Genomic DNA, 18,923 nt, shown 5'->3' with positions numbered 1-18,923 from the left:
TTTACACTTGCTAAGACCTTGCTATTTTGATAGCTTGAGATGATGAAAAGGAAGGGGTTTGTTTATGAAAAAAGGTTTAATATTTATATCTTTAGTAGCGGCTTTATTGATAGTCGTTAATTTTTTATATAAAAATAGCGGAATTGATGATTCACAAGTAGTAAACGTTTATTCATCTCGTAAAGAAGAATTAGTACATAGTTTGTTTGATGATTTTACAAAAACCACTGGCATCAAGGTACGTTATATCATTGACGATTATTCCCAATTGCTTTCACGTATGGAAAATGGCGGTGAAGCTGATTTGTTTTTAACTGCAGATGCGGTGAATTTGATTTTAGCCAAAAAAAGAGGGCTCTTATCTCGAGTGGATTCAGAGACTCTAAAAAATGCCATACCTGCAAAATTTAGAGATAATGAAGATTATTGGTTTGGTCTCACAAAAAGAGCTAGAATATTGGTTTACAATAAAGAATCAGTAGATCCTAAGGAATTAAGTACCTATGAAGATTTAGCGAATGAAAAATGGAAAGGGAAAATATTAGTACGCTCTTCCACAAGTCCATATAACCGATCATTGATCGCTTTTATGATTGCAAAAAATGGTTTTGAAAAAACAAAAGAATGGGTGAGTGGAATTGTAAGCAACATGGCAAGAAAACCAAGCGGTGGTGACACAGATCAAATTTATGCTGTAGCCGCTGGTGAAGGCAATGTTGCAATAGTAAATAGCTACTACTTTGCAAGAATCCTTTCATCAGAAAATAAAAAGAATATCACAGAAAAGTTAGGAGCTTTCTTTCCGAGTGATGGTGTAATGGTGAATATTAGTGGTGCAGCAGTAACAAAAAACGCAAAACACAGAGAAAATGCCATAGCTTTATTGGAGTTTTTTGTAAGCAAACAGGCTCAAGAGCTATATGCTAAAAAAAATCAAGAATATCCTATTGTTGAAGGTATTGAAACTTCTGATGTGTTAAAATCTTGGGGAAATTACCTACAAAGTACTCTGCCTATAAGTGAGCTTGAGAAGCATCTCTTTGAGGCTGTTATGATAGCAGATGAATGTAAGTGGAAATAAAATTTTATAGCTTCCTTCTACTTTACTTTAGAGTTGTGTAATTGAAATTAAGAAAGTAGAATAAGCTCAAAAAAGGAGCTATGGACAAGAGAAGGAATTTATTAAATATCTCAGACCTCACAATCGGTGATGTAGAAAATATAACTAAATTAGCCAACCAATACCTTGAAGAAAAAGTTGAAAATAGTCATGTTCTGAAAAATAAAATAGTCATAAACCTATTCTTTGAAGATTCAACACGTACGCTCGCATCTTTTGAAATAGCAGCAAAAAGCCTTGGAGCAAATGTTATAACTTTACCAATAAAATCTTCTTCTATTAACAAAGGGGAAGATCTAAAAGATATGATAAAAACACTAAATGCAATGAATCCTGACTATATGATAATCAGGCATAAAAGTAGTGGTATTATTAATACATTGGCAAAGCATGTCAACTGCTCGCTAATCAACGCAGGCGATGGAAGCAGTGAACACCCAACTCAAGCTCTTGCAGATTATCTCGTAATTATCAGTCATAAAAAGCAAATAAAGGACCTAAAAGTTGTAATATGTGGAGATATCTTGCACAGTAGAGTTGCAAGATCAAATATAAGATTGCTAAAAATGTTTGGAGCAAAAATAAGCTTGGTTGCTCCACCAACTTTGATTTGTAAGCATCTTCCTGAAGTATATTCACTTCACTATTCATTAATCGAAGGTATAAAGGATGCTGACGTAATTATGCTTTTAAGATTGCAAAAAGAGCGCATGAATAATAATTATTCAGAAAAAGAATATTTTCACTTGTATGGACTTGATGCACAAAAACTATCGCACGCAAAACCAGATGCAATTGTTATGCACCCAGGACCAATAAATAGAGGTATCGAAATTAGCAATGATATAGCAGATTGTGTTATTTTACAGCAAGTAAAGTTTGGATTAGCAACGCGTAAGGCAGTACTGCACTATTTAATAAATGTTTAAGTTAAAAATTAATGTTTAAGGAATTTTAGACATAATGACCCTCCTATAAAGAAAAGATTTAGAAAAATATAACACACCTTATGACAGAAATTAAGCGTACGTGTACGCACTGAAGTAGACTGTGCTATATTTTTTATTGAGAAATTAATTGAAAAGTCTGCAGACTTGAATAAGGTGGATTTCGAGCTCTAAAATACCCTCATTTTTACTGATAATAATCAACTTACCAAATGTGTCAAGTATTTTTTTGCATTTAATTTACAACTACGAACGTTTATTTGCAAAAAATACTATAAACATAAAATGATAGATGTCATAAAAGTAGCCAGCACTGGCATCCAGTTAAATTTGTGAGTTAAAAGTTATGCTAAAATATAACGTTTCTAATGATGATGGAAAATGGATCCCAGTGTCGGAGCACTGGGATGACATTGTTTAGTACGCAAATTACCACAATGTTCATACAGCTGTATACTGATTTCTTTAATGTCCGTACAGTTGTATGTCAGCTACTCGAATGGCAATTTCAGATAAAACCTAGATAAAAGAGAAAAATAAATTTTTACATAATCATACTTGTACAATAACTAAAGCACTTTTTACTGTAGATTAATCATTTGATTATAGTATCATTTTAATTAAGCCTATATTTGCAATGTTTATGAAATATAAAGCATTCTTCATACTATTAATTGTTATATCTAACCTGCTTGCTGCAGAACAGCCTGAAGAAAATAAAAATGAAAGCAGTATAAATCAAGAAGACGTATCGAAAAGCAACACTGATGCTGAAAAAACTTCTCCGCTTCTGAGCGAACTCAAAGAAATCACAGACCCAACAAATGTAATCAATGAAGAAGTACCTTCAAGTAATCAAACAAACCTACAGTCTGAAGAGGAGACTAATATAAAAGATACCAAAGCTCTAACAAGTCCTTTATCAGAAGAAAAAAAAGAAGAACCTGAAGAGAAGAAAATCAGTCACAATAATCAAACAAACCTACAGCCTGAAGAGGAGATTAGCAAAAAAGACACCGAACTTTCAACAAGCCAATTAACAGAGAAAAAGAAAGAAGAACAGCCTGACAATATAACACCTGTGAACAAAGAAAATGAAGAAAGCGAAAAATGGACAAAGCTAAACAAAGAAATAAAAAAACATAAAAGCAAGTCTATATATAAAAGACAATATGATAGCCTAAATGAGCACCTTCCTAAAACTATATTTACTGATGATTACAGTAAGCAATTTTTTTACTGCATCAAGAAGGGCAACTTAATTTGTCTAAGAGGAGTAATAAATAAGCTAGAAAAAATTGGATTAACAATTCAAGAAATACTAAGATTTAGAAATAAATTGGGTGATACTCCTCTAATTTATGCAGTGAAACAAGGTGAAATAGACACAGTTCGCTTTCTCTTATTACAAGGTGCTGATCCTAGAGTAGTTGATAATAATTTTAAGTCCCCTATTGAAATAGCAATCGAAAGGAATCAGATCAACATAATAAACGCAATTGCCGAAATGATGCCATACCTTTTAGAGGATAAAGAAATAAACAATCAAGAAAACTCAGAGATGTATAACTTTGCTATAAAAACAAAAGAAAACACGTGTGATGCAAAAGATAATTAGACTTTTGATATTAATTTTAGTTGGTCATTTATGCTATGGAGATGATGCAATCAATGATTTTTTAAGCGCTCTGCATGATGTAAAATACGTATCTTACAATACAAAAGATTTTGCTAAATTTTTAGTACAGTGTAATAAAGCCAGCATACCACAAGATTTTAAGAAAGGTTTTGGTCCTAATTTAAATGGTGCTAATTTTAGTCAATTGTATTTAAGCAAATCTATTTTTGATGGAGTAAGTTTAATTGGTGCCGATTTTTCTAACACCGATTTATCAGATGTGTCTTTTATCGATGTTGATTTACGTGGTGCCAATTTTTCCAATGCTAATTTACATGGCGTTAAAATAAAAGGCACAAATTTAAGTTTTTCAAAATTTGCTTCTACAAATTTAACAGATATCATATTTGATCAGTCTAATATCAGTTATGCTGATTTTATCAATTCTAATCTCAACAAAGTAAGTATGCGTAATATAATTGGTTTGCATACCAAGTTTTTGAATGTAAAAATGAATTTCTCCAATTTATCAAACTCAAGTGCCAGCTACATCAATTTTAGTGATAGTGAAATAAACGACACTGTTATGCAGAAAAATAATTTCGACAACGCAAGTTTCTTTGGAGTGGATGCACACAAGCTCAAGGTACAATTTTCTTCATTAAAAAATGCTAACATATATGGTGCAGAAATAAAAAAATCGGATTTTACAGGTAGCAATCTTTCGAACGCCTATTTTAATGCTTCTATTATAGTTGATAGTAACTTTGAAAAAGCCAATTTAAGCAATTCACAAATTTCCTATGTGAAAGGGGATAATTCAAACTTCATTAAATCTATACTAAATGGTTCCAAGATAAAACATGCATATGTTTTCGAAGCAGACCTTCAGGATGCTGACTTATCTAATATTGATTTTAGTTTTAGTGAATTGTATAAAGTTAACGCCTATGATGCTAACATTTGTCACGGAAAGTTTCATAATACTAAAGTTGTGAATTCTGACATGAATGGTTCGTTCTTTGACCATTCATTGTTTACCTCTGCAAAAATAGAAGATTCAGATCTTTCCACAACTTCAATGTATAAGACAAAAATTAAAGACTCTCAAATTTATAATAGTACTCTTTCCCACCATAATATGGATTCGAGTGAGATAGAAAATTCAATATTCTTCAAATTATTAGCTGATAATTCGAGCTGGTCTAAGTCAAAAGTCACTAATTCAAACTTTATTGAAAGTGATTTCAAATCCTCCGTGTTTTATGATAATGCCTTTAGAAAGACTAGTTTTTTTCTTAGCAATTTGAGTAATTCAACAGTGAGTGATGTCTCTTTCCTCTCTTCAAGCATATATAAAAGTTCAATTGCTGATATTCATTTAACAGATTGCAAATTTGATAATTCAATTTTGATTGACAATCAAGGACAGACAAAAATTACAAATCTAGAGAATGCCATAACTTCAATTAAAGATCTGCAAGAGAAAATATCGCAGGGCAAAAAATTTGATGTAAATTATTCTTACTTTGAGTTTAAGGATATGAATTTAGAAAATGCTAATTTTTCTAATTCAATATTAAGTAGAGCAAAGTTTGTAAACGTTAATTTGAATAAGGCAAATCTTGAAAAAGCCGATTTACGTTATACTGTCTTTGATAATTCCTCTCTTATTGATGCCAATTTATCAAATTCTAATTTAGAGGGCTCTAGTCTTTTAAACTTTGATTCAAAAAATACAAAGTCTTAAAAAAGCTCTATAATGTACTTGTTAAATAAAGAAAAATGACCGTAAAAAATGAGGGCATACTACTGATTCTATCCTCTCCTTCTGGAGCTGGAAAAACTACTATATCAGAAAAATTACTTGAGCAATCAACTGATTTAGTTATGTCTGTTTCTATGACTACACGCAAACCTCGTCCCGGTGAAGTAAACGGAAAAGACTATTTTTTCGTTACTGAAGAAAAGTTTCACGAACTATGTAAGGCTGGTCAAATGCTTGAATATGCCAAAGTTTTTGAGAATTTTTACGGTATACCAAAAGATTTTATAGAACAAAACCTGAGCAGTGGAATAAGTGTTTTACTGAATATAGATTGGCAAGGAGCATTTCATTTGTTTGAAATCTTAAGAGAAAAAGTTGTAAGTGTTTTTATACTACCTCCCTCAATGGAAGAGCTTAGACTGCGTCTACAAAGGCGTAATAGTGATGATGAAATTGAAATAGAGCGTAGATTAGCCGAAGCGCAAAAAGAGATAAGTAAAAGTAATAAATATGATTACGTAATAATTAATGATGATCTTGATAAAAGCGTAGAAGAGATAAAATCAATACTAAGTAAAGGAATGCTTAAAAAATTAGAAGAAAAATCAAGTTTGAAAGATCTATAAAAACATTGGTTTGTCTCTTTCAGAGCACTCATGCTTCACAGTTTAGCCACATTTATTATTTTTTAAGATAAAATAGTTAAAATAGTAGACAAGTGCTAAAGTGGGGATTTGACTATGACAATAGATTTTCTAATAGAAACTAGTTTTCTGCCTTTTCACCTATATTTCGATAACATCTAGCTCAATTTAAAAGTTTAATACAATTCGTTAACGCCAAATAGCTTTTAATATTGAGGTTTTAATATGAGTATAGATCTAAGTGTATCAGTTACTAATGCAAACAAACTAGATAAATATATAAACAAAAATGAAAAACAAGATAAAAAAGACAAGCAATTGTATAATATTATAGAGAGAAAGGTAAAAAAAGAAAAACATCAGCATAAAAAACCAGGAAGTCGAGATGGAACACTCAAGGAATGTAAAAGGTTATTTAAGGAAGGCGCTAGTCCTGAAGTATTAACTAAATTAGAAGAATCGCTTAGAGAACAGGAAAAATATCACAGATATTATGTCCAATGTTTCCTTCCAGTGCTAGGTGAAGTAATAGAACGATCGAAAAGAATATCAAATGAAACAAAAAAACAAGTAATTTCTGAAGTCACTAAAAGTTGTTTTAGTAGGCACAGCGAACAAGACAGTGGCTACGGTAGCGATTTTGAAGATGAAATAAACGGAATATCAGATTCTGATAGCGATTTTGAAGATGGAATAAACGGAATATCGGATTCTGATAATGACGTTCAATTACTAAATGCAATCCAAAATGGAAACAACAGGAAATTTAGAAAATACCTAAAAGATTGCACAAATGTCAGTGGCATAACAGATGAAAAAGGAAATAATATTTTACACCTTATTGCATCGCTCAAAAAGAAACAAAAGCTTAAGTTTCTAGATACCTTGATAAAAATAGCTAACGAGAAAAATTTAGTACAACTTGTTGATAGTGAAAATCAAGAAGGAAAGACTCCTTTTCAGGTAGCACTAATTAACAAGATAATAAAAGGGAAACATGAGTCTAATACAGTTAGAAGTAGCGATAATACACTTAAGTTTCTTACAAAATTGTTAAAGTATGGAGCCAAGCTAAGCTTACCTACAGAGGATTTAGAAAAATTATCTAAAAAGCAAAATGAATACTATCTTAAATTTTTAGAGAAATTGGCTGAGCGAAAACCAGAAATAAAAACAAAAGTTGAAGAAGTTATAGCCCATACCATAAATACTCCAGATAGTAATGATAATTATCAACTACATTTAGCAATTAAAGATAAAGATGAAAAATCTTTTAAGGAATTATTGAAAAAAGGAGCAGATATCAACCTTAAAGATGCAAATGGCAATAATGCTTTACACCATATTGCCTTGCTGAGAGGGAAGCAAAAAGTTACATGCTTGAAATTAATATCAGCCTTAGTAAAAGAAAGAAAAATATCTGAAGATAAATTAGATGAATCTATAAAAGCAACTAACAGGCAAGGCAATACACCTCTAGAATTAGCACTAAAGAAAAAAGCAGAAAAAAAAAGTATCGAATACCTATCGCAAGAAACAATTTTTGATTTAGCAACTAATTATGATAATACAACAAAGTTTTGTGCAGCATTATTACAAAACGGTGCTAACCCTGATTCTTTATGGTTAGAAGATCCAGAATTCCATACTAAAAAGTACTATTTAACTTTACGAGATCTAAAAGATTGTTCAAGCACTCCACAGAAAGCACAGGAGAAAGCTAAAGAACTAAAAGAGAAGCTTGAGGAAAAATACCACTGTGGAACTGCTTCGAAAAAATGTCAATCAGGCATTAAAAAGCTAGGTTCTGGTGTAAAAAAAGGAGCATCTGCTGTATGGAAATGCATTGATCCGGGCAGGAGAGCTAGTGTATTGTTAGCAATCACAGTAGCAACTACTATTATTACAATGGTAACACTTTCTTGCTTCCAAGGACAAATTGCAATTGGAGCAGCGTTACCCATCATAGCTATAACAGGAGTGGTGTGTCTGATATTCACTTTGGGACTTAGCGACATTAGGAAGTCTGTTAAGGAATTAACCAACGATAAGCAAAGCCGTAAAGATGATCACCTAGCTGCAAAACAACCTGAAAATATTACTGAACAACAAAATTTAGCTAACAACTCAGCAGAGCAAGAAGTACAAAGATCGTCAAATCAATCGGAGCATACAGAAAGCCCAGCTACTCAAATGAGCTATGTATCAATACTACGTCAATTTATAAATAAACCAGATGGGTTAACTAATAAATTCTCTTTTCCGGGGCGATGAAATCAATCTCATCGCTCAGAGTTTTTTCAGCAACTTTTTTATAGTCAATTTCTACACTAACTTGGCTTTTCTCTTCTTTAAGCCATGCTATAGTATGCTTCATCCAGTTTTTATCATCACGTTCAGGGAAATCTTCACGAGCATGAGCACCCCTGCTTTCCTCGCGATTAGCTGCGCATTCCATGGTAATAACTGCTTGTGGAATCATATTGGCAAGCTCCAGCGCTTCAACCAAATCACTATTCCATATCATACTGCGATCTTCAACTGCAATGTTAGGCATCATTTTTGCTACTTCTTTTATAGCTTTTTTACCTTCCTCTAAAACTTCAGCAACACGGAATACCGATGCATATTTCTGCATAGTGTGCTGCATTTCACTTCGTATTTTTGCTACTTTGAACTCTCCAGAAGCAAATCGCATTTTATTAAATCTATCTACTATCAAGTCTGTGCAGTCTGAATGCAATTTTTTATGTGGTGTATCAGGTTTCAATTTTTCTTTTGCCCTAAGCGCGGCAGCTCTACCAAAAACCACAAGATCAAGAAGCGAGTTGGAACCTAGTCGATTTGCACCATGTACAGAAACACATGCTGCCTCTCCTATTGCAAATAATCCTTCTACCACTTCTTCTTTACCTTTTTGCAACGTGATCACTTCCCCATGATAGTTGGTTGGAATACCTCCCATGTTATAGTGAACAGTTGGAATAACAGGTATCGGATCTTTAGTAACATCAACTCCTGCAAAGGTCTTTGCTGTTTCACTAATACCTGGCAATCTGAGCTTTATTACTTCCGGATCAAGATGAGCTATATTCAAGTACATGTGATCTTTCTTTGGCCCAACTCCCCTTCCCTCTCTAATTTCAATTGTCATTGCTCGACTTACTACATCACGAGAAGCCAAATCTTTTGCCTTTGGCGCATAACGTTCCATAAACTTCTCACCCTGAGAATTAACGAGGTACCCACCTTCACCGCGGCATCCTTCCGTCATCAAGCACCCTGAGCCATATATTCCTGTTGGATGAAATTGCACAAACTCCATATCTTCAAGTGGCAACCCAGCTCTTACCACCATGCCATTACCATCACCTGTGCAGGTGTGTGCACTTGTTGCAGAAAAATAAACACGTCCATAACCACCTGTTGCTATTACCACAGAATGTGCACGAAATCTATGCAACGTACCATCACACAGCGACCAAGCTATCACCCCACAGCATGTCCCTTTGTCCATAATCAAATCGATTACAAAATATTCGACAAAAAATTCAGCGTTAAATTTAAGACATTGCTGATATAGAGTATGAAGAATTGCATGCCCAGTTTTATCTGCTGCTGCACAAGTACGCTGAGCCGATTTTCCTTTACCAAAGTGAGTTGTCATTCCACCAAAGGCACGCTGATATATTTTTCCATCTTCCGTACGAGAAAAGGGTACACCAAAATTTTCAAGTTCAATCACAGCTTTGGCAGCATTTTTACACATATACTCTATTGCATCTTGATCGCCAAGCCAGTCTGAACCTTTTATTGTATCATATGCATGCCAGCGCCAGTCATCTTCAGCAATATTACTCAAAGCTGCACTAATTCCTCCTTGCGCTGCAACTGTATGACTTCGTGTAGGGAAAATTTTAGAAATGCAGGCAACTGAAAAATTAGTTGCAGCCATTCCAAGTGTTGCTCTAAGCCCTGCTCCACCTGCACCTACTATCACCACATCATACTCATGCTCTATGATTTCATACGCTGACTTATCCATATCCACTTATTTTATCATCACAGGCTTATAATATCACAGAAGTAGAAAAAATCTATACAAGTTTTCTGGATGTAAGCTTCTGAAACAAATCTATAGTAAACGATGTAATAACAATCATAGGGCGTCATGAAAGTAGCTGAAATTGGAATGACACTATCATAAAGGAATAAGTGTAGTTATTTGCATAACATTGATGACTTATGCCTATTTAATTAGATCTAAAATTAGATAGAAAAAGGTAATCTTGATAAAACTCATTTACAACAAGTTCTCTCGCACTTGAATTTTCCGTTTGCACTTTTTTGTATCCTAATTTATGGCTTATTGAATCTTTATATGCACTAACTGCTTTATATATCTTACTTACCTCTCCTGGAAAGATACCACCAACAATTATAACGCATAACCCTGCAACTGTTGCAAAAGCTAGAGTTAAACTTTGCCTCCAGTTAGCTTTTTTTTCTTGTATACCAGCAGGACACAATTCACTTGACATTTCTTTTAGATACTCATGCCACATGTGATTGCAGTTTGTACATTTCACTTTTCTTCCAGATTCACCTATTTGCCCACGAGATACTAAGTAAGTTTTAGTACAATTATGACATTGTATTTTCATAGTGCTTACGTATAAAATAATATAAATTTGATATCAATATGTATATAATAAATGAAAAATTTGCAACTAAAAAATTACAAGATGAGATAGAAAATATTTGGAAAGATAAAGAAAAACTTAACGACTATAATCTAAAACACGAAGCAAGATTAATAATCAAAGAGGTAATTGAGTTACTTGACAGTGGTAAAATTAGAGTAGCAGAAAAGCTATCAAGTGGAGAATGGATAGTACATAAGTGGATAAAGCAGTCAATATTATTACATTTCCTCACTGAGGAAAGCAAAATAATAGACAACACCAATTGCTGGTTTGACAAAATCGGTAGTAAGTTTAGTGAATGGAATGAAGAAAAATTTTACCATTCAAAAATTAGAGCAGTTCCTGGGTGTTTTGTCCGCCAATCTGCTTACATAGGTAAAAATGTTGTTCTAATGCCAAGCTTTATCAACGTTGGTGCATACATTGATTCTGGCACAATGATAGACACTTGGTCAACAGTTGGTAGTTGTGCACAAATAGGGAAAAACTGCCATATTTCCGGTGGAGTGGGAATAGGCGGAGTTCTTGAGCCCATTCAAGCTTCTCCAGTCATTATAGAAGATAATTGCTTCATTGGAGCGCGTAGTGAGGTAGCCGAAGGTGTTATAATAAGAGAAGGATCAGTCCTTGGCATGGGTGTGTTTATTGGAGCATCAACAAAAATTATTGACAGAGAAACAAGCAAGGTATTTTATGGTGAAGTACCACCTTACTCTGTAGTTGTACCAGGATCTACTCCACCTAAAAATAACATTTCAACCTATTGTGCAGTTATAGTAAAAAAAGTGGACGAGAAGACGAGATCAAAAACTTCTATAAATGAAATATTGAGAACCTAACTACTTGCAGTCATTTTTTTTATCATTATTACTAACTACAGTAATAGCATATGCACATAATTCTGAGAAAGAGATTCCATTTTCTTTAGATAACTTATATAATTTTTGCAGACTTTCTTTGACTCTATTAGGTATGTTTCCTCCACGCTCCTTTGCAAGCCAGGAATCTTGATAGTGAATTGGATGAGTATCACTCTTTGGATCTCCTATGTATATTGCAAAAGGTGAACTTTGCCCTTTGAAATCACACTGTACAGTAAATTTTTTTATAGACTCAACCATTTAAAGACCTCTGCTTTTCTTTTTAACCGATTTTATAGAAGGTACAAGAGGTGGTTTTTTGATAAAATCTTGCCTATTGAAAACACTTTCTTCCCCTTCTAAAGCTCTGCGAATATCAGCTCTGCTCAATTGTGACTCTTTTGCTAACCTCATTCCATGCTTTACCATAATATTAGCATATGCTAACACTTTTTTTACTAACTCTAGGTCACCATTCAGCATTTTAACTAATGCTTGAAATACCTCCGCTAAAGTTAATCCATCAGCACCTACAACCTTATTTTCTACAAAATTGACAACTTCTTCAAATTTATATTCAACACCATCATCTTGAGGTATAAGGGTAACATAATCCGTATCTTGACTATTCATAACCAAAGCACTATCGCCTTTAAACTTATATTATATATATAAATACTCCACTATTTTATAGTATGGCACGCTATAGTTAAACATTTATTAATAATATGCTTACTTATATACACGAATTAATTGATAAAAGCCAAGGATCAATATCCATCAGTAATTTTATGAATGCTGCTCTATATCATAAAGAGTACGGCTATTACATGAATAAATTACCACTTGGCAAAGATGGTGACTTCATTACTGCACCTGAAATTAGTCAGCTATTTGGTGAAACAATTGCAGTGTGGATAATAAATACATGGGAAAAATTAGGAAAGCCATCAAAATTTTCTCTAGTTGAACTTGGACCAGGTAAAGGAACACTCATTCATGATGTAATAAGAGTCACCAAAAAATATAGCTGTTTTTTTAGCTCAATGGACATTCATCTAGTTGAGATAAGCCCTATTTTACAGAAAATACAAAAGGAAAAATTAAAGGGATTAGATATTAATTGGCACACAGATGTCGACAACTTACCAAATCAGCCAACTATTTTTTTTGCAAATGAGTTCTTTGATGCTCTTCCAATTGATCAGTTTGTTTATCGTGATGGGCAGTGGTATGAAAATAGAGTAATAAAACAAGATGATGGCAGTCTTTCATTGTCACTCCAGTGCTTAACCAGACCAAAAACTGGATTCCAGACTGGAATGACAGGGGGTTTCAATGGTGCAGTAGTGGAAGTATGCCTAGCCGGAATCGAAATATTAAAGAAACTTGAGAATAAGATAGTCAATAACGGAGGAGCTGCCCTGATTATAGATTATGGTTATGTATATCCTGAATATAAGAGCACTTTGCAATCGATAAGGCAGCATAAATATACTAATTTTCTTGAAAACGTCGGTAATAGTGACATCACTGCACTTGTGAACTTTCAATCATTAAAAGATTCATTAAGGCACGTAAATTGTGAGATTTTGACTCAAAGAGAATTTTTACACCTTTTTGGTATAAAGGAAAGAGCACAAGCTTTAATGAAAAATGCAAGTAATGAACAGAAGAATAAGATCTTCAGTGAATTCTTAAGGTTAACTGAAAATATGGGTACTCTCTTTAAGGTAATGCTGATTCACCATTTGTAGTCTTGTGTAGTTCTTATGTTAAACATACAAATACTAAAAAATTTACAGAATAAAAAAGGTAAAAGAAACGTATCTGTTCAGCAGAGTAGCAAAATAAGATAGACAGATAAGACTATCATAGGAACAAATAGGTGTCATGCAAGTAGCTGACACTGGCATGACAACAAAAAAGTTACTCAAATGACACCCTTTTGATGCACAATTTTTGGTGCATCACGTACTGATTTTCATCCAAGACGATGTCATGCAAGTAGCTGACACTGGCATCCAGCCTTTTCGCGCAAAAAACGTTGTAAAGTGTTTACCAACTTAGTTGGATCCCAGCTGGAATAACACTTGGTTATGCAAGAAATCTATTGTCAAAAAAAATTACTTCCGCATATTTTGAATCTGATTATAATGACAATTAGAGATATTTTAAGAGCTCAAAATCTATCTTTGTCTGCAGACTTTCAGTTAACTTTTCAATAAAAAACGTAGCGTATCTTTTTCAGCGTATACACACGTCTGTCATATGTGCGCTGCATTTTTTTCTAATCTTTTTATACAGGAGGATTTTATGTCCAGAATTCCAGATACTTGACCTTTACTTTAGCTAATAACAGGCGCCTGTGATTTTTATAAAGAAAGTGTAGGAAATAACCAAAAACTGTTTCCAGGCATAAATTTGCCATGTATACCTAAAAAGTAATTATATTAGCATAATATTCATACTTATATGCCAATATTAATATTCTTTGAATGGAATACGAAATTAATGTTGAAAAAATATGTACCAAAAAATTTATGTGGGATCTATGCCGAAGCTCAAATTGCATGACACCATTTATTTTTATGGTTTTGTCTATTTTATTTTGCCACTCTGCTAAACGGATACATTTAATTCCATTTTTATCGAGCAGATAATTGTCATATATTAGCTTAGTTCTCCTGTTATACTTAAATATAAATCAGCATAGCCCTAATTTTTTTATATATTTTACTTCTTTCTCTATATTTAATAATAGGCTTGAAAATAAATGGTAAACCTATAATTGTTAAGCTTAGAGCTAGGATTGAAAGTACACAAAAGGCTTTGTGTTTACTATGTAGCTCTTTCAAGTAAAGCATCAAAAACCTACAAAATTTTTTGTAATTTTCTTCAATATTTTTTTTGCTATGAGCCTTGTCAATAAACATATCTATTGCAGTATAATCATTACTACAATTAATTGCCCCTTTTTCTATTAATAGCTGAGCTATATCAAAATAATCCTTTTGAATAGTAAGATGCAGAGGTGTAAAACCTTGTTGATCACAAATATTCATATTGGCTTTTACTGCTAACAACATTCTTACAATTTCTACATGGCCTTTTTTAGCTGCAAGTAGCAGAGGAGTTCTGTTGCATCTAGTGACGGCATTAACGTTTACCTTAAGCTCCAATAAGAACTTAACTGCTTTAGTATCACCATTATAGCTAGCTTTATGTAACCTGGTGTTACCGCTACAATCTTGGTCATCTGCTTCTATTCCCTTTGAAACAAGAAATGTTACCATTTGCCTATTATTATGCTTAATAGCGCAATCCAGTGCATCAAAACCATGTTTATTTTTTGTGCAAATAAACTCTTTTAGCTTAGCTTTTGCTTGCTTTACAATAAGCTTTACCAGTTGCATTTTGTTGTTATATGCTGCTAGAAAAAGCGTAGTATTATTTTCTGCATCTTTTGCTTCTATGTTTGCACCTTTCTTTATCAGATATTCTATAATCTCTGCTCTACTTTCATAATGTGTAGTACATTGATAAATGGTCAAAAATAAAGGAGTACGAAAGTTGTTATCTTCACATTCAAGATTTGCTCCGCTATCAATTAAAATCTGGACGCTCTTTTTAGAACCGTATAATGAAGCTATGTGAAGAGGAGTATAGCCTTCCTCAGCATCTTTTTCATTAATTTTTGCGCCTTTTGTTATTAAAAAATCCATTAATTCTGTGTCATCTTGTAGTGTAGCAAGGTGAAGTGGAGTAAATCCATTTTTATCTCTAGAATTAATTGTCAGTTGATTAACAAGAAGTTTAGCAATTTTTTTGTGTCCATGCATAATAGCATAATGCAGTGGATTTCTATTTTCGTTGTCCACAACATTAAAGTCAGCTTCGTGCTCTAATAATGATTTTACTCCAACTAAATCGCCTTCTTTTGTAAACTTATGCAAGAGAGTGACTCCGCTTACATCTTTTGAGTTAATATCAAATCCACTTTCTACCAATTGATGTATGTCTTCCTCACACGCCATACCATTTTAATTAAACCCTTTTCGCATTAACAATACTCCCACTTAATTAAGTTTGAATGAATCTGTAAGAGATATATCACAATTTATTGAAGTTACTAAATTCCGATATATTAAAGTCCACAATTTCCTGAATATAGAAATATTTATTTTTATACATTTGCCCTATTTCTTGTCATCCCAGTACATTCTTTTTTGTCATCCCCAAGTAGCCCCATTTCACACTACTTTCATCCCAGTGCCCAGACATCAGCCTTTCTTACCAACAAAAACTTAGCATAACTTTTGTTCTCAAAAAATTTCTGGATTCCAGTGTCAAGCACTGATCTTCAATCTCCGTACATCTCTGCGTCACGCACTGAAATGACACCCTGAAGCTTTAGCTATAAATATTAAGCAAGCAAAAAAAGGCAAAAGAAGCCTCATGGAGATAGTTGCTCCACTCTTTTTACTTGATGCTGCTCAAGCAGGTCACTTGGATGTAGTAAAATACTTAGTAGAAATAGCAAACGCAGGTGTTAATTATGTAGTTAGTACTCTTAGTCTACCTCATTTTGACTATGAAAAAACTGCTCTTGGAAAAACTGCTCTAATGTTTGCTGCTAAAAGTAGTCATTTTGTATAGTTTTATCCAACTCAGACGTAGTTTAACCCTAGATTAACTAATTTATCCTTTGCAATTGTAATAAGGTCTATAAACTACTGCAAATCCAAATTTCTATTTGATCTTACATTCTTATTGTAATAACCTCTATGGATCACACAGCATTAGTCATGTATCTGAACAGATACTTTTGTACATGGATCAGCTTTATGTGTATCAATTCTGTCTACTTCAAGTTTCCAGCAAAACTACTTTCTAATGTATTGCTTTCAATCAAGTTCTTTGTTAAGCTCACTGTTAGTGGATGTTCAATTATCTTAACATAAAAATCAAGGCAGCTTTAGGTATAAATACGAGTAACTCGTATAAGTAAAGAGGCTATAAGAAGTTTCTTACCATTCTATTCAAACGGGTTTTAAACTTTTGAAATGTCATGACATTGTTGATACGTTTGTCAAGAAACGACAGGGTATCTGCAAAATCTTCTGAATAATCATTGATAAAAAAAAGTATCGTACTTAAGTACACTCCAGCTAATATTGCTCTTTTTGTATAGTAGTTAAAATCTGTTGATTGATCATGAATGCCATACCAAATCGCGCTAACAGTTCTGTACAAGAGTTTACTAGAAAAATATGTATTTTGGGGTAATATAGAGAATGATAAAACATTTTTTAAAAACTCTCTGTAATTTTGTAACTTAGCATAGTTTGAAAGGCGTATTTGGACAGCTAACTTTATCCGCTCTCTTACCTTCATATCTTCTAAATTGGAATTCCAAAGTTCAGTTTCCATTGAGCTATTTAAGTCCTCTGCTATGTACTCCAAAGCACTATATATTCCATTTTGAAATTTACAAAAACTATTGGCTAGGTTAAGGTTCGTGCACACTTTCAATAAGGTTGCATCACTTATTCCTTCAAATGGAATAACCTTAATCAGCTCATCTACTATTAACTTTTGTTCCATACAATATTATACTAAACATCACATATAATTATACCTGAGATTTTCAAACATTCTGCAAAATGCTTCACCGCGCTCTTCAAAATTTTTCCACTGATCAAAAGAAGAACATGCAGGAGAAAGTAATATCGCTACTTCTTCTTTGCTATTTATGGCCTCTTCAAAAGCCAGTTTAAATGCGTTTTCTAGATTATAGCACTTCATATAATCTATTTTGTTCTCCATAATGTTTGCAAAAACTTCAGTTGATTCTCCAATAAGAAAAGCTTTTCTAATCTTGGTGAAATGCTTGCTTAATGATTCTATTCCGCCTTTTTTGCTTTTTCCGCCAACAATCCAATATATGTTTTTATAAGATAAAATTGCCTTTTCGGTCGATTCTGAATTGGTTGCTTTGCTATCGTTGATAAAAAGTACATTATGTATTTTGCCAAGAAATTCATTTCTGTGTCTTAGCCCTGGAAAGGATTTGATTTCATTGACAATAGTGCTGCTATCTACTCCAAGTAACTTGCACACAGCGTGTGCAGCTACTATATTTTCTACATTGGATACTAGGTTTACTTTCATATCACTCATTGATAAGTTGTGATTCTCTAGTTTTAGCGAGATATCCTGGATCTCAGCACTCCTTTTGTCATCCAAGTAGCTGACACTGGGATCCAGATAATTTCGATCTATAACAGTAATCTGTTCACTATAATCAAGCAAATTGTTATCTGCCAATGATATTAGATCTCTTGCACTACCCTCTGTCATCTGAGTAGTTGGCAATGGTTTTTCTTTTCTGGTCACGCGCTGGAATGACACCAGGGAATATGTTACTGAAATTGGAATTTTGTTCCCAGTGAATTTATTGAATACATCAGCGGTAATTTTGTTATCACATCCTATCACGGCAATCTTGCTACTGTTTATCAGTTTTAATTTAGTTGCTATGTAGTTATTCATACTTCCATGTCTATCTATGTGGTCTGGTGTGATGTTGAGCAATACAGAAATGTCTACATTAATTTTATTTATTAGCTCCAATTGAAAAGAGGAGAATTCAATTACATAAATTTCTGCATCTCTTTCTAAATCCAAAATAGGCATACCTAAATTCCCGCCAATAGCTACTTTTTTCCCTGTGGATTTTAATATGTGCCCTATTAGTGACGTGGTGGTTGATTTGCCATTTGTTCCGGTGATGCCTACAACCTTCTGGCTTGTAGTTTTAGTTTCAAGAAATAGCTCAATGTCTGATTTTATTTTGCAGTCAAAGCTTCTTGCAAGTTTTACTACCCAATGAGTTGGTATTGGCACTCCAGGGCTCAAAATTAGTGTGCTTATCTCATGCCAATTATACTCATTGGGATGAGTAAAGTTACACTCTTTATATATCTTTTTTGCATTTGCTATTTGCTCTTTATTATCATCCCATGCATATATTTTTGCACTGCTTTTTGTTAGAGCATTAATAACGGACAAACCAGTTTTACCAAGGCCGAAAACCGCAACACTTTGATTTTTGTATTTGTTTAGTTGCACTTCTAGATAACTTATGCGAACCATTTTATAAAGATATAATACAAATTATAATGACTTCTTCCATAGTTTTTGGCAGTGCTTAACTGTAATAGTTTAGACTTGATCTGACAAGCAAACAAAGTAAGA

The 18,923-nt window shown here is 33.3% G+C and carries 16 protein-coding genes; 9 read left to right on the top strand and 7 right to left on the bottom strand.

The window, feature by feature from the left end:
- Positions 1-64: 64 nt before the first annotated feature.
- From JR053_RS00080 to JR053_RS00055, 6 genes are all read left to right on the top strand, one after another.
- A complete protein-coding gene (locus tag JR053_RS00080; protein WP_010402821.1) occupies positions 65-1,081 on the top strand; it encodes a Fe(3+) ABC transporter substrate-binding protein in 1,017 nt (338 codons plus the stop codon).
- A gap of 80 nt (positions 1,082-1,161) precedes the next feature.
- Positions 1,162-2,049 (top strand): aspartate carbamoyltransferase catalytic subunit, encoded by an 888-nt coding sequence (locus JR053_RS00075; protein ID WP_010402823.1) that lies wholly within the window; start codon positions 1,162-1,164, stop codon positions 2,047-2,049.
- 661 nt (positions 2,050-2,710) lie between these two features.
- On the top strand, positions 2,711-3,685 hold the full coding sequence (locus JR053_RS00070; protein ID WP_010406899.1) for an ankyrin repeat domain-containing protein: 975 nt from the start codon (positions 2,711-2,713) through the stop codon (positions 3,683-3,685).
- Complete coding sequence (locus tag JR053_RS00065) at positions 3,669-5,435, top strand: pentapeptide repeat-containing protein (protein WP_010406902.1); 1,767 nt, start codon at positions 3,669-3,671, stop codon at positions 5,433-5,435. The genes JR053_RS00070 and JR053_RS00065 overlap by 17 nt, the downstream gene beginning before the upstream one ends.
- Positions 5,436-5,470: 35 nt before the next feature.
- On the top strand, positions 5,471-6,079 hold the full coding sequence (gene gmk, locus JR053_RS00060; RefSeq protein WP_010406904.1) for a guanylate kinase: 609 nt from the start codon (positions 5,471-5,473) through the stop codon (positions 6,077-6,079).
- A 243-nt stretch (positions 6,080-6,322) separates the two neighbouring features.
- Complete coding sequence (locus JR053_RS00055) at positions 6,323-8,371, top strand: ankyrin repeat domain-containing protein (RefSeq protein ID WP_416603165.1); 2,049 nt, start codon at positions 6,323-6,325, stop codon at positions 8,369-8,371.
- Here JR053_RS00055 and sdhA read toward each other — a convergent pair.
- Together sdhA and JR053_RS00045 are read right to left on the bottom strand one after the other, a co-directional pair.
- On the bottom strand, positions 8,343-10,142 hold the full coding sequence (gene sdhA, locus JR053_RS00050) for a succinate dehydrogenase flavoprotein subunit (protein ID WP_010406910.1): 1,800 nt from the start codon (positions 10,140-10,142) through the stop codon (positions 8,343-8,345). The genes JR053_RS00055 and sdhA overlap by 29 nt on opposite strands.
- Positions 10,143-10,350: 208 nt before the next feature.
- Positions 10,351-10,761, bottom strand: coding sequence for a zinc-ribbon domain-containing protein (locus JR053_RS00045; RefSeq protein ID WP_010406912.1), 411 nt, complete (start codon positions 10,759-10,761; stop codon positions 10,351-10,353).
- Between the two features lie 38 nt (positions 10,762-10,799).
- On the opposite strand from JR053_RS00045, the gene dapD reads away from it, so the two are divergent.
- Positions 10,800-11,642: a 2,3,4,5-tetrahydropyridine-2,6-dicarboxylate N-succinyltransferase gene (gene dapD / locus JR053_RS00040; RefSeq protein ID WP_010406915.1), complete on the top strand. Its 843-nt coding sequence runs from the start codon at positions 10,800-10,802 to the stop codon at positions 11,640-11,642.
- On the opposite strand, the gene JR053_RS00035 is transcribed toward dapD, so the two are convergent.
- Entirely contained in the window at positions 11,643-11,924 is a 282-nt protein-coding gene (locus tag JR053_RS00035; protein ID WP_010406917.1) for a DUF2610 domain-containing protein, read from the bottom strand.
- A complete protein-coding gene (locus tag JR053_RS00030; RefSeq protein WP_010406921.1) occupies positions 11,925-12,296 on the bottom strand; it encodes a hypothetical protein in 372 nt (123 codons plus the stop codon). It lies immediately after the preceding gene.
- Positions 12,297-12,391: 95 nt separating this feature from the next.
- Between JR053_RS00030 and JR053_RS00025 the strand changes: the two genes are divergently transcribed.
- Positions 12,392-13,420, top strand: a complete 1,029-nt coding sequence (locus tag JR053_RS00025; protein ID WP_010406924.1) for a class I SAM-dependent methyltransferase — start codon at positions 12,392-12,394, stop codon at positions 13,418-13,420.
- Between the two features lie 939 nt (positions 13,421-14,359).
- Here the strand turns inward: JR053_RS00025 and JR053_RS00020 are convergent.
- A complete protein-coding gene (locus tag JR053_RS00020) occupies positions 14,360-15,700 on the bottom strand; it encodes an ankyrin repeat domain-containing protein (protein ID WP_010406927.1) in 1,341 nt (446 codons plus the stop codon).
- A 421-nt stretch (positions 15,701-16,121) separates the two neighbouring features.
- Here JR053_RS00020 and JR053_RS00015 point away from each other — a divergent pair, with 421 nt between their 5' ends.
- Positions 16,122-16,322, top strand: coding sequence for an ankyrin repeat domain-containing protein (locus tag JR053_RS00015; protein WP_010405605.1), 201 nt, complete (start codon positions 16,122-16,124; stop codon positions 16,320-16,322).
- Between the two features lie 357 nt (positions 16,323-16,679).
- On the opposite strand, the gene JR053_RS00010 is transcribed toward JR053_RS00015, so the two are convergent.
- Positions 16,680-17,270, bottom strand: a complete 591-nt coding sequence (locus tag JR053_RS00010) for a COQ9 family protein (protein ID WP_007301970.1) — start codon at positions 17,268-17,270, stop codon at positions 16,680-16,682.
- Between the two features lie 18 nt (positions 17,271-17,288).
- Positions 17,289-18,821, bottom strand: a complete 1,533-nt coding sequence (locus JR053_RS00005) for a Mur ligase family protein (protein WP_010405611.1) — start codon at positions 18,819-18,821, stop codon at positions 17,289-17,291.
- Positions 18,822-18,923: the final 102 nt, after the last annotated feature.

The organism is Wolbachia endosymbiont of Nasonia vitripennis, assembly GCF_048054115.1.
Lineage (GTDB): Bacteria > Pseudomonadota > Alphaproteobacteria > Rickettsiales > Anaplasmataceae > Wolbachia.
This window is presented reverse-complemented; position numbering and strand designations above follow the sequence as displayed.

What these genes read in the sequence shown, in the direction of transcription:
- JR053_RS00055 (WP_416603165.1), top strand. Translation starts at nt 6,323, where the DNA reads ATGAGTATAGATCTAAGTGTATCAGTTACTAATGCAAACAAACTAGAT.
- JR053_RS00045 (WP_010406912.1), bottom strand. Translation starts at nt 10,761, where the DNA reads ATGAAAATACAATGTCATAATTGTACTAAAACTTACTTAGTATCTCGT.
- JR053_RS00030 (WP_010406921.1), bottom strand. Translation starts at nt 12,296, where the DNA reads ATGAATAGTCAAGATACGGATTATGTTACCCTTATACCTCAAGATGAT.
- JR053_RS00035 (WP_010406917.1), bottom strand. Translation starts at nt 11,924, where the DNA reads ATGGTTGAGTCTATAAAAAAATTTACTGTACAGTGTGATTTCAAAGGG.
- JR053_RS00010 (WP_007301970.1), bottom strand. Translation starts at nt 17,270, where the DNA reads ATGGAACAAAAGTTAATAGTAGATGAGCTGATTAAGGTTATTCCATTT.
- gmk (WP_010406904.1), top strand. Translation starts at nt 5,471, where the DNA reads ATGACCGTAAAAAATGAGGGCATACTACTGATTCTATCCTCTCCTTCT.
- JR053_RS00075 (WP_010402823.1), top strand. Translation starts at nt 1,162, where the DNA reads ATGGACAAGAGAAGGAATTTATTAAATATCTCAGACCTCACAATCGGT.
- JR053_RS00025 (WP_010406924.1), top strand. Translation starts at nt 12,392, where the DNA reads ATGCTTACTTATATACACGAATTAATTGATAAAAGCCAAGGATCAATA.
- JR053_RS00070 (WP_010406899.1), top strand. Translation starts at nt 2,711, where the DNA reads ATGAAATATAAAGCATTCTTCATACTATTAATTGTTATATCTAACCTG.
- dapD (WP_010406915.1), top strand. Translation starts at nt 10,800, where the DNA reads ATGTATATAATAAATGAAAAATTTGCAACTAAAAAATTACAAGATGAG.
- JR053_RS00065 (WP_010406902.1), top strand. Translation starts at nt 3,669, where the DNA reads ATGCAAAAGATAATTAGACTTTTGATATTAATTTTAGTTGGTCATTTA.
- JR053_RS00020 (WP_010406927.1), bottom strand. Translation starts at nt 15,700, where the DNA reads ATGGCGTGTGAGGAAGACATACATCAATTGGTAGAAAGTGGATTTGAT.
- JR053_RS00015 (WP_010405605.1), top strand. Translation starts at nt 16,122, where the DNA reads ATGGAGATAGTTGCTCCACTCTTTTTACTTGATGCTGCTCAAGCAGGT.
- sdhA (WP_010406910.1), bottom strand. Translation starts at nt 10,142, where the DNA reads ATGGATAAGTCAGCGTATGAAATCATAGAGCATGAGTATGATGTGGTG.
- JR053_RS00080 (WP_010402821.1), top strand. Translation starts at nt 65, where the DNA reads ATGAAAAAAGGTTTAATATTTATATCTTTAGTAGCGGCTTTATTGATA.
- JR053_RS00005 (WP_010405611.1), bottom strand. Translation starts at nt 18,821, where the DNA reads ATGGTTCGCATAAGTTATCTAGAAGTGCAACTAAACAAATACAAAAAT.